The organism is Streptomyces sp. NPDC005574 (assembly GCF_040605435.1).
GTDB lineage: Bacteria > Actinomycetota > Actinomycetes > Streptomycetales > Streptomycetaceae > Streptomyces.
This window is the reverse complement of sequence record NZ_JBEXCW010000176.1, coordinates 1-7,923: the sequence shown is the minus strand read 5'-3', so window position 1 is coordinate 7,923 and position 7,923 is coordinate 1. Positions and strand designations below refer to the sequence as shown.

At 67.7% G+C, this 7,923-nt stretch carries 8 protein-coding genes and 1 pseudogene; 6 read left to right on the top strand and 3 right to left on the bottom strand.

Annotated elements, in window-relative coordinates; translation table 11 throughout:
* A pseudogene (locus ABZT03_RS42075) lies at positions 1-274 on the bottom strand (hypothetical protein); the annotation flags it as partial.
* A gap of 78 nt (positions 275-352) precedes the next feature.
* Here ABZT03_RS42075 and ABZT03_RS42070 point away from each other — a divergent pair.
* The 6 genes from ABZT03_RS42070 (at position 353) to ABZT03_RS42045 (ending at position 5,777) form a co-directional block, all read left to right on the top strand.
* Positions 353-850: a GGDEF domain-containing protein gene (locus tag ABZT03_RS42070; protein ID WP_356049333.1), complete on the top strand. Its 498-nt coding sequence runs from the start codon at positions 353-355 to the stop codon at positions 848-850.
* A 292-nt stretch (positions 851-1,142) separates the two neighbouring features.
* Positions 1,143-1,481, top strand: coding sequence for a WhiB family transcriptional regulator (locus ABZT03_RS42065; RefSeq protein WP_356049331.1), 339 nt, complete (start codon positions 1,143-1,145; stop codon positions 1,479-1,481).
* A 240-nt stretch (positions 1,482-1,721) separates the two neighbouring features.
* Positions 1,722-2,093 carry a hypothetical protein gene (locus ABZT03_RS42060; RefSeq protein ID WP_356049329.1) on the top strand — a complete coding sequence of 124 codons (372 nt, stop codon included), beginning with the start codon at positions 1,722-1,724 and terminating at the stop codon, positions 2,091-2,093.
* On the top strand, positions 2,086-3,102 hold the full coding sequence (locus tag ABZT03_RS42055) for a phage Gp37/Gp68 family protein (protein ID WP_356049327.1): 1,017 nt from the start codon (positions 2,086-2,088) through the stop codon (positions 3,100-3,102). The genes ABZT03_RS42060 and ABZT03_RS42055 overlap by 8 nt, the downstream gene beginning before the upstream one ends.
* A 438-nt stretch (positions 3,103-3,540) precedes the next feature.
* Positions 3,541-4,803, top strand: a complete 1,263-nt coding sequence (locus ABZT03_RS42050; RefSeq protein WP_356049325.1) for a ParA family protein — start codon at positions 3,541-3,543, stop codon at positions 4,801-4,803.
* Positions 4,800-5,777 carry a ParB/RepB/Spo0J family partition protein gene (locus tag ABZT03_RS42045; RefSeq protein WP_356049324.1) on the top strand — a complete coding sequence of 326 codons (978 nt, stop codon included), beginning with the start codon at positions 4,800-4,802 and terminating at the stop codon, positions 5,775-5,777. The genes ABZT03_RS42050 and ABZT03_RS42045 overlap by 4 nt, the downstream gene beginning before the upstream one ends.
* Before the next feature lie 96 nt (positions 5,778-5,873).
* Here the strand turns inward: ABZT03_RS42045 and ABZT03_RS42040 are convergent, their stop codons facing one another.
* Both ABZT03_RS42040 and ABZT03_RS42035 read right to left on the bottom strand, forming a co-directional pair.
* Positions 5,874-6,884: an ATP-dependent DNA ligase gene (locus tag ABZT03_RS42040; RefSeq protein ID WP_356049323.1), complete on the bottom strand. Its 1,011-nt coding sequence runs from the start codon at positions 6,882-6,884 to the stop codon at positions 5,874-5,876.
* A 341-nt stretch (positions 6,885-7,225) separates the two neighbouring features.
* Positions 7,226-7,923: IS3 family transposase (locus ABZT03_RS42035; protein ID WP_356049321.1), on the bottom strand; the 698-nt coding region annotated here is incomplete at its 5' end.

Sequence of the window (7,923 nt, the reverse complement as noted above, 5' to 3'; positions counted from 1 at the left end):
GCCGGGCGATCTCCTTGTCCCGCGGGTCGGCCTTCGGCCGCCCCGCCGGCGCCGCGAGTGCCGCCTTCGCCCCCTGATCCCGCTGCTGCCGCCAGTGCGTGATCAGCGACGAGTACAGGCCCTCCCTGCGGAGCAGGGCACCCTTGCCCTGCCGGTCGAGCGTCTCGTACTCGGCCAGGATCCTCGCCTTGTACTCCACTGTGTACCGGCGCGGTCCGGCCGAACGGGGTTCCACCTGCGGATCCGGGGCCTCGTGGTCATTGGTGCTGGCCACCTGGGGCACTACTCTTTCTCCGCCCTCGACTCAATGAATCATCCAGTATGCCTGGCTCGACCTACGTTGACAGAGAGGGTGGAGGTCTCCATCACGGCGCCTCAAACGCCACCAGAGTTAGTCCAGGAAAACGGACTCAAAACCGTCAACGACACCCTCGGACACGCCGCCGGCGACGCCCTGATCGCCGCCCTCGGGCGGCGCCTCGGCACGTGGGCCACCGCCCGTAGCGGGCTCGCCGCACGCCTGGGCGGCGACGAATTCGGCGCGGCCGCCCTGCTGCCCCCCGCCACCACAGCCCGCGAGATCGCGGCGCTGCACGAACTGCTGGCCCGACCCATCGACCACGACGGACACACCCTGCGCCCCGCCGTGTCCATCGGCACCGCCCGCGCCGCCGACCTGCCCGACGCGGCCGGCCCCGCCCGACTCCTGCGCGGCGCGGACATGGCCATGTACCGCGTCAAAACCCGCGAGCAGCCCCCCGGCTACCTCGCGACCCGTCACGACGCCTACACGCCCACGGTCCACGGACGCCGTCCCGGCCGCCCGGGCACCCACCTGCCCCTCGCGTGAACGGCCGAGCCCGCAAGAAGCAGCTGTTCGAACCGGGACTGATCCCGGCCCCCGCGGCCTTCTGGACTGGCGCGACGGCCGGCACTTCGACCGCTGGCAGAACCTGCCCTGCGCCCTGTGCGACAAGCCCACACCGATGCGCTCCCACCACAGCGAGCCCGTGCACAAAACGTGCGCCGAGGACTGGCTTACCGCCCATCCCGCGGAAGCGCGCCTCGGCAGGCTCGCCTCCGACCTGCAGCCCAAATGCCGACGCGACAACGCCCACGCCTGACCTCGATTGGAGACCCCCATGAGCTACGCCGTCGACCACCACGACCCGCGCATTCCGTTCCCCGTACCCGCGACTCCGACCGCATGCCGACGCACCCCGCAAGCGTTCGACGTCGACCGGGGTGAGGTCAGTGATCTCACCGCAGCGGACCGGATCCGGCAGGCCAAAGCCGCCTGCCGCGCCTGCCCCGCTGCTGCGGCCTGCATGCGATGGGCGCTCGCCCACCCGGCACTGACTCGTACCAACGTGTGGGCCGCCACCACCGCTCCTGAACGCGCCGCACTGCGTAAGAGGTTGGTCGGCCGCCTCGGACCCGACTGGATCGGCGTGATCGCCCGGCAGAGCAGTGAACCCTGAACGCCTTCACCACCGACGCCGTCGACATCCACCTCACCTCCCCCACCAAGCCCGCCATCCTGCGCGGCAACGACAGCGACGACCACGACCTGCGCTACGCCCTCATGCCGATCCGCCTCACCAGCGCCGACAACTGACCCACCCGCCCGCGACCTGTCCCAGCCCCTCAATCGCCCGGGGCGGCCGTCGACTGCGTGTTCGGCCGCCCCGGCCGCCCCTCGTTGATCTGGAAGGAACCCTGTGCCTCACACCACCACGCCCGCCGTATCGCGACCCGCCATCGTCGTGCTGTGCGGCTCCACCGCCTACTGGGAGCAGCTCGCCGAAGCCGTCCTGTATGAGACCGCGGCCGGCCGCATCGTGCTGGCCCCCGGCTGCAACATGAAGCAGCCGCACCCGCTGTGGGAGTACCCCGCCCAAGCCGCCCGGCTCAAGCAGCAACTGGACGACCTGCACCGCCACAAGATCGACCTCGCCGACGAAGTCCTCATCGTCAACCCCGACGGCTACATCGGCGACTCCACCCGCGCCGAAATCCACTACGCCCGCAGCCTCGACAAACCCATCCGCTACACCCACCCCGCACACGAAGGCGAGACCGACCGTGGCTGACAACACCAAGATCGAGTGGACCGATCGCACCTGGAACCCCGTCACCGGCTGCACCAAAGTCAGCCCCGGCTGCGACCACTGCTACGCCGAGACCGTCGCCCACCGCTTCGCCGGGTCAAAGGCGTTCCCGAACGGGTTCGACGTCACCCTGCACGAGGACCGCGTCAATCAGCCTTACCGGTGGAAGAAGCCCGCCCGCGTCTTCGTCAACTCCATGTCCGACCTGTTCCACCAGGACGTCCCCGACCTCGTCCTCAACCACGTGTTCGACGTCATGGAGGCCAACCCGCAGCACACGTTCCAGGTGCTGACCAAGCGGCACGCCAGGATGCGGAACTTCGTCCAGCAGCGCGAAGCCCTGAGGCGGGAGTACGCGGCGAAGTTCGATGACTGCCCCACGGAGGCGATGCGGAACAGCCCCGCAGCGAAGGCCGCCCGAGCACGCGCCGCTACTGCGCCGGCCAACATCTGGTTGGGAGTCTCGGTCGAGAACCAGAAGTGGGCTGACATCCGCATCCCAGCACTACTGGAGACTCCGGCCGCGGTGCGGTTCCTGTCCTGCGAGCCACTCCTCGGCCCCATCTGGTTCGCGGACTACGCGTCTCAGCCGTGCGGCTGCTGCCTGGGAGAGACCCACGGTGAGGCGTGCAGTGACTGCGCCGACTCCGGCTGCGACGGTGGGCACATCCAAGCGCTGCACTGGGTGATCGCCGGAGGAGAGTCCGGGCGCGGTGCCCGCGCAATGCACCCAAACTGGGCGTGTTCGCTGCGCGATCAGTGTGAGCAGGAGCGGGTGTCGTTCTTCTTCAAGCAATGGGGCGCCTTCGCACCCGACAGTCCTGAATACGAACGGGGCACCATCAGCTTCATCGACGCCGGCGACGGGTGCACCTGCAGCAAACCGGACGCCAACGCCCCGCAGGACGCGGCCCGCATGCGCCGCGTCGGCAAACAGACAGCTGGCCGGCTCTTGGACGGCCGGACCCACGACGCCATACCGGCACCCTGACCGCTACCGCCGGACTGCCTGACCCTGACCTGGGCGACCCCGAAGTTGGGGCTGCCTGAGCGTCTGGCCCTCAACGGCCCCTGGCTCCGCGACCCTTCGCGGAGCCCAGGGGCATTTTTGCGTTCAGGGACGATTCGACTCCAGTCCAAGATCAATAGGGCAAGCGGACGGCAGACCGCTCCCGAGCGATCAGATCCACGAAGGAGTCTCGGAGCTTCCCCGCGGCGAGAACGCCGCTGGACCCGTGGCCTCTACCGTCCAGGTCACAGTACGGACGACAGAGGCCACTTCATACACTCACGGGACCAACCGGCAGCAACCATCCATCGAATGGGCCGAGTGATAACTCAGTTATCACCCCCCAGCAGGTTCGACCGCTGCCACGCCGAAGTGACACCAGTTCACCACGCCCTGCCCGCAGGTTAGTAAGCTCACCTCATGGTTACCTCAAGCCCGTCCGGAGACAGGGAGAAGGTTGTCTCCAAGCTGCCATCGCAGCTACGTCACGATCTAAAGGTTCGCGCAGCTCAGCTGGGCGTAGACATCCAAGACGCCGTGTCTCAGGGTATCGAGATGTGGCGCACCTCAGGCGAAGAACTGTCGTCAGTGGACACCACTGGCGGCGTCGCCTGGTCGAGTTGGCTCCCCCACGGCCAGTGGTCCGAGCTGAAGCAGACATGCGCAGACCGGGGAATTCCGCTCGTACAAGGACTCGCCCAGGCCATCGAACTCTGGCTGCGCGAGCATTCTGCGCCCGCCGCCCAGCCGTACGTACGACGTTTCGTGCTGTGCAACCAGAAGGGAGGCGTTGGCAAGACCGCAATCGCCGCGGGCATCGCGGGCGCCTGCGCTGAAGACTCCGCACTGCAAGTCCCCGTCGCAGCTGAGGCGGTAGCTCTGCAGTCCGACGACGAAGTGGCAGACAGCGATCTCCCCGGCGAAGCCGAAGAGCTGCTACAGAAAGACGAAATCCACCCCGGCCTCGGTCTACGCGTCCTGCTCGTGGACTACGACCCACAAGGGCACTTGACCAAGCAACTCGGAGCGCCGACGATCGGCATCGACGATCCCAGCCTGGCCAAATACATGGCCGGCACCGTACGCACCGGATCGGTCCGAGACCTCATCGTCAAGCTGGACGACAAGCGCTTCGCCGGACGACTGCACCTCCTGCCCGCCTGCGCAGACGCCTTCCTCCTCGACATCATGATCTCAACAGACCGCAACCGCCAAGCGACACTCGAACGCGCCTTGGAGCCACTGGAAGCCGACTACGACGTCATCGTCGTGGACTGCCCACCCAGCCTCGGTGTCGGCATGGACGCTGCGATCTACTACGGGCGCCGGCGAGAAGATGAGGCACCCGGCAACTCGGGGGTCCTCATTCCCGTCCAAGCAGAGGACTCCTCCGCTGACGCTTTCGCACTGCTGCTCGACCAGATCGAATCGGGGCAAACGGACTGGCGTATCCAGGTCGACCACCTCGGACTGATCGTCAACCTCTACGACGCTCGCGACGGCTACGTCATCACGTCCTCTCTCGAAGCCTGGAAGGAACTCAAAGAACCCCGCGTCGTCGGCGTCATAGGGCGTCTCAAAGACCAGCGCGAAGCTGTCAGGAATAAGCGAGCCCTGGTGTCCTACGCCCCAACGTCCCAACAGGCCAAAGTCATCCGCCGTATCACCAGGGAGATCCTGTGAGCAGCAGCCGCAAGGCAGCGGAGCGAGTAGGCGCCCCGGCGTTCGGCGGCCCGCAGAGCAGTCGCGGGCGGGCGATTGCCGCCGTGGCCGGCGACCCGCTCCCGCCGCTGGCCACCGCAGACCCCACCGCCGTACCGACCGCAGAAGTCAGCTTCAACCCCGACAACCCCCGCGATGAACTCGGGGATGTCAGCGACCTGGTCGCAAGCCTCGGTGAGGTTGGACAGATCGTCGCCATCACCATCTCGACCACAGAGGCCTACCTGGAGAGCCGCCCCCACCGGCGGCCCGATCTTGAAGATGGAGCGAAGTACGTCGTTGTCGACGGTAACCGTCGACTGAAGGCTGCACGCGAGGCCGGACTGTCCACCGTCAAGGTCATGCTCGCCAACGAGTTCGCCAGCACGGACGAAAGCCTGCTCGAAGCAGCATTCATTGCCAACGCCCAGCGCAAGGGCCTGACCGAACTTGAGGAAGCCCAGGCCCTCCAAGGGCTCGTAGAGTTCTACGGTTCGCAGCACCAGGCGGCGAAACGACTCGGAATGAGCCAGCCTCTGATCAGCCAGAAGCTGTCTCTACTCGCTCTCACCCCGGACCTCCAAGCAGACCTGGAGGCAGGCCGACGCAACGTCTCCCACCTCCGGAATCTAGCGAAAGTCCCACCGGAGCGGCAGCGGCAGGAAGCAGACCGCCGCGCAGCCGCCGACGCGGACAAGAAGAAGCAGCGTGCTCCCAGGCGCCGCGCTCTGGAACCTGCAGGTGATAACTCAGTTATCACTCCGGCCGCTGTGACACCTCAGAAGACCGAACCACGGGGTGATAACTCAGTTATCACCCCTGAGGCGCCGGTCCCCGCAGAGGACGATGCACCTGCAGCGCTCCCCTGGAAGAACCCGCAAGCCATCAACCGCATTCTTCGAAGTCACATGACCGCAGAAGACCGGCTCACCCTAGTCAAGCTCCTGACGCACTGAGCACACCACTCCAGCCTCGGTCCGGGATCCTCCGGACCGAGGCTTTCGCGTGGTAGGGCCCGCCTCGGTCTCAGCTCAGTTGCACCCGCCAGGTGCTCACCCGGTAGGCGCCTGGCGCCGCGCCTCAGAGGCGGAGCCGGTGAACTGAGGAATGTCGTCTGGCTTGAGGTCGGTGCGGATGCGTTGGAGTTTGACGGGGTGGCGCCAGCGGCCGGCCGTGTCGCGTGCGACGTCGACGGCGACTTCGGCGACCGGTCTGGGTTGCACGAGGATCGGGTCCAGCTTTTCGTGGGTGCCCCATCCCGCCGAGAACGTCCAGCCGCGCCACGGGTGTTTGCCGTGTACGGGGGAGAGGTGCGGCGTGACGTTCGCGGCCGTGGTGGCGGAGAGGGTGGACGTGCGTCCTATGTACTGAAGCCGGCCGGTGTCGTCGTACCGGCCGAGCAGCAGGGTCCGTGGCGCGGCGAGAGTACCGGTGACGGCGCCGACGATGGCCTCGGTGGTGATCCGGACTTTGTACTTGCTCCATCCCCGTGTTCCGGGGCGGTATGGCGCTTGGAGGTGCTTGAAGACGAGACCTTCAAGGCCGGCGGCGGTCCAGTCGAGCCATTGGCGTGCGGTGTCGGGGTCGGTGGTCGACGGACACAGTGCGAGCGCCCCGCTCAGCTTCTGTCCCGTGAAGAGTTCCTCAAGAGCTGCCCTACGCCGGTGGTAGGGCCAGGGGGTGAGGTCGGTGTTGTGCAGACGCAGCAGGTCGAAAGCCACGAAGTGCGCCGGCCACTGTGAGGCGAGCCGCCCGGCGCCGGGGCTGCGGCGCGTCAGGCGACCGTTGAGCCGCTCGAAAGCGAGTCGGCCGGAGGCGTCCCAGACGACCAGTTCGCCGTCGAGGGCGGTGTTGTCGGGCAGCTGCGCGGCGCTGGCGCGGATCTCGGGGAAGGCGGGGGTCATGTCGGTGCCGCGGCGTGAGCGCAGCAGGATCCGTCCGTTGGACCATCGGGCGAGCTGGGCGCGGTAGCCGTCCCACTTCGGCTCTGCCGCGTGTCCGGGCGGCAGGTCGGATCCGGGTACGGGGGCGGTGAGCATCGGCTCCGGGAGCGTCCAGACCATGACGTCCATCTAACCCGCTGCTGCGCAGCACGCTTCACACGGTGCGCGTGAGACCAGTGGTGGACTGCGCACAGCGACCGCGACCCCCACCACGCCCCCCACCACCACCCCGACCAGGCGCTGACGGCCTTGCACCACGGGCCCCACCACGGGCCCCACCACGGCAGGTCACAGCGTTGCGCACTCGGCACGGCCTTCCACTGCGCAGACGCGTGCGCAGCCACGGGGGTGCGCACGTGGCCGGCGCGCTTTCAGGACGGGCTGCGCACCCGTCGGGTGCAGGCGGGTGCGCAGAAGGTCCTGCTCGCAAAGGACTGAACCGCCCCGGCGTGTCCGGAGACTCAGTTTGTTGGATGAGCGGCCCGGGCGGGGTCGCGGTGGTGATCGTAGTGGGCCTGTTCGGCCTCGGTGGGGGTGAGGTCGTCGCAGGCGGTGTGCAGACGCCGGTTGTTGTACCAGTCGACCCAGGTCAGGGTGGCGATCTCGACGTCGGTCAGGGACTGCCACGGACCGTTCGGCTTGATGACCTCGGTCTTGAACAGGCCGATCGTGCTCTCGGCGAGGGCGTTGTCCAGCGCGTCGCCGACCGTGCCGACGGACGGGGCGATCCCGGCCTCCTGCAGATGGTCGGTGTAGCGAATGGCAAGGTATTGAGATCCGGCGTCGCTGTGGTGGACCAGGCCGGTGAGGTCGGAGGTGCCGGCGCGGAAGCGGGCGGCGACGGCCATCTCCAGGGCGTCCAGGACCAGGGTGGTGCGCATGTGGCCGGCCGCCGCCCAGCCGATGATTCGGCGGGCGTAGACGTCGATGACGAACGCCACGTAGGCGGTGCCGGACGCGGTGGCCACGTAGGTGAAGTCGGTGACCCACAACCGGTTTGGCGAGGGCCGGTCGAACCGGCGTTTCACCAGATCGGCCGGCCGGGTGGCGGTCGGATCGGGCACGGTGGTGCGGTGCTTCTTGCCCCGGACGGCACCCTGCAGGCCCAGCTCGCGCATCAGCCGCTCGACGGTGCACCGGGCTACCGGTATGCCCTCCC